Annotated in this window: 1 protein-coding gene and 1 pseudogene; both read right to left on the reverse strand. The window is 59.2% G+C overall.

Features of this window, described 5'->3' with window-relative positions; all coding sequences use genetic code 11:
- A pseudogene (locus ABX749_RS31145) lies at window positions 1-206 on the reverse strand (hypothetical protein); the annotation flags it as partial.
- A gap of 45 nt (window positions 207-251) precedes the next feature.
- Window positions 252-1,871 carry a DUF1559 domain-containing protein gene (locus ABX749_RS31150; protein WP_372899465.1) on the reverse strand — a complete coding sequence of 540 codons (1,620 nt, stop codon included), beginning with the start codon at window positions 1,869-1,871 and terminating at the stop codon, window positions 252-254.
- Window positions 1,872-1,962: the final 91 nt, after the last annotated feature.

Here is a 1,962-nt window from a genome sequence, read left to right on the forward strand (position 1 = left end):
CGCAGTGCCAGCTCTTGAAACAGCTCCTCGGCAATTTGTTCGTTGCCGGTGACGGCGAGCAAATAGCGCCACGCCGCCCCGCAGTAGCGGTCGACCAGGGCGTGGCGCGCCGATGTTGCGGACGTGTCGTCACCGGCGTGCGCCTTGCGGATCAAACTCCAACGGGTCGCGATGTCGCGGATTCGTGTCGGGTTGTCACGGTCCATGGAATCCCACCTGGTTCGTCCAACGCAGCTGCGCAGGACAACACGCTAAAACTCGATCGGTTCGGATCCGGCACTTGTCAGCAGTTTCTTAAACGTTTCGGGGTCGATCGAATTGGCAATAAACCTAACTGCGCCATCGCCCATCAGCACGTGAAACCCTCCCGGCCGGTTGCCACCCGTTTTGGCCAGCGGGTCGGCAAGGTCAAATTCCATGTCGACCGGTTTGGTCCACGGCACCGCCGCCTCCCGACTGCTTTCGATCACCATGATCGTATTGGACAGGCCATCGATCACGTCACGGAACGCGGTTGGGCCGGAATCATGGAACAACAACCCGTCACCGTGGGGAACCTGAAACACGGTATGTCCCGGTGGCACGATCGCACTGGGATCGGCGTAGACGCTCGGCATCTGATCCAGCAGGGGCCGGTTGTGGGGACTATCCCAGGGCTCATCGAGATGGAACTGCTCATAAAGTTGCTGCTGTTCAATGAAGGGCAGGATGGCGACGCGCCAACTGAGCAGGGGCTTGCCGTTTTCGTCTCGGATCGCGCGATCGGGAAGCTTTCGGAACGCGGAGTGATAGTTATGCATCGCCAAACCGATCTGCTTCAGCTCGTTGCTGGCTTGCATCCGTCGCGCCGCTTCACGTGAGGCTTGGACGGCGGGCAACAGCAACCCGACCAGCACGCCGGTGGTACCCACGTTGCCGGAAAGTTTCATCGTGACGATTTTCTCCCTGCGTTCAGGACGAAGCATCGCGGAGATTTCGGTGCCCAAACGTTCGATGTACTTTGCCATCGCCTGATTGACCGGATCGTCGCCTCGGACGTTGTTCATCATTTCGGATGTTGCCATCATGCGTCCGAAATCGATCGCCTGATTCAGCGTTTCCTCCAGCTTGGCCGCGGAATCTTCGTCGCGTCCGATCGCCGAGATCATCAACGATCCGGACATCGGTGCGTAGTCCATGTTGACGTACAACGCATCGGCCAGTTCGCCGATCTCCGTCAGCCCCTTGAGCTGCGGCGGCAATTGCCCGGCATTTTGTTGCAGCATGCCGGTCACCAGAGGGCGGATCTGCTGCATGCCGGCGACCAGCGTCACGCCATCTCGACGCGGAATCCGTGAAACCAGAGTTGGCACTTGGCCGGTTCCACCTTCACCGGCGGCAAGCATTTTCGTCAGGTAGCCGCCGCTGCCGACCAGAATCGTGCGTGGCCCGGCTTGATGAAGCCGAACGATCGGCGGACGTCGGCTTTCGTAGACCTCGAGTCCGTCGACTTCTTTCGCTTCAAATTCGTTCAGAATCATCGGGTTCAGTTGGCCGATGGCGGTGTCCACGTTCAGCTCAAACACCGCGCCGGCCTGCGGGCCCATCGGGCCGGGCATGCCGACGATGACTTTAATGTCGTCGATATTCAGCGGGTCGACGCCGACATACTGCATGCCCGCGGCTTGCGCGACTTCGATCGGTGCCAATTTCCACTCCGGAGAGGTCAGCATTTGACGCGGAGAGAGGAATCCGGCGGCGACCGCATCATCGGGGATGTACTGATTGGAAAGCTTTTCGGCGGTTTGCGCCGATGAAGTCGACGGCAGCAACGAAACCGTCCAACACAGCCAACAGGCTGTGATCGAGCACAAAGTCTTGCGGGATCTCATGGTTGTCTCCGAACAGGGGGAATTGGGCTTACGCAATTCTAACGAATTTCGTGTCAGCCATTCGTCGGAGGAACGATCAATCCGATCCAGA

Origin of the sequence: Stieleria sp. (genome assembly GCF_041595215.1) — a bacterium.
GTDB classification, from domain to species: Bacteria; Planctomycetota; Planctomycetia; order Pirellulales; family Pirellulaceae; genus Stieleria; species Stieleria magnilauensis.

Bases quoted from the DNA above. Each gene is read 5' to 3' on its own strand.
- ABX749_RS31150 (WP_372899465.1), bottom strand. From the start codon at position 1,871: ATGAGATCCCGCAAGACTTTGTGCTCGATCACAGCCTGTTGGCTGTGT.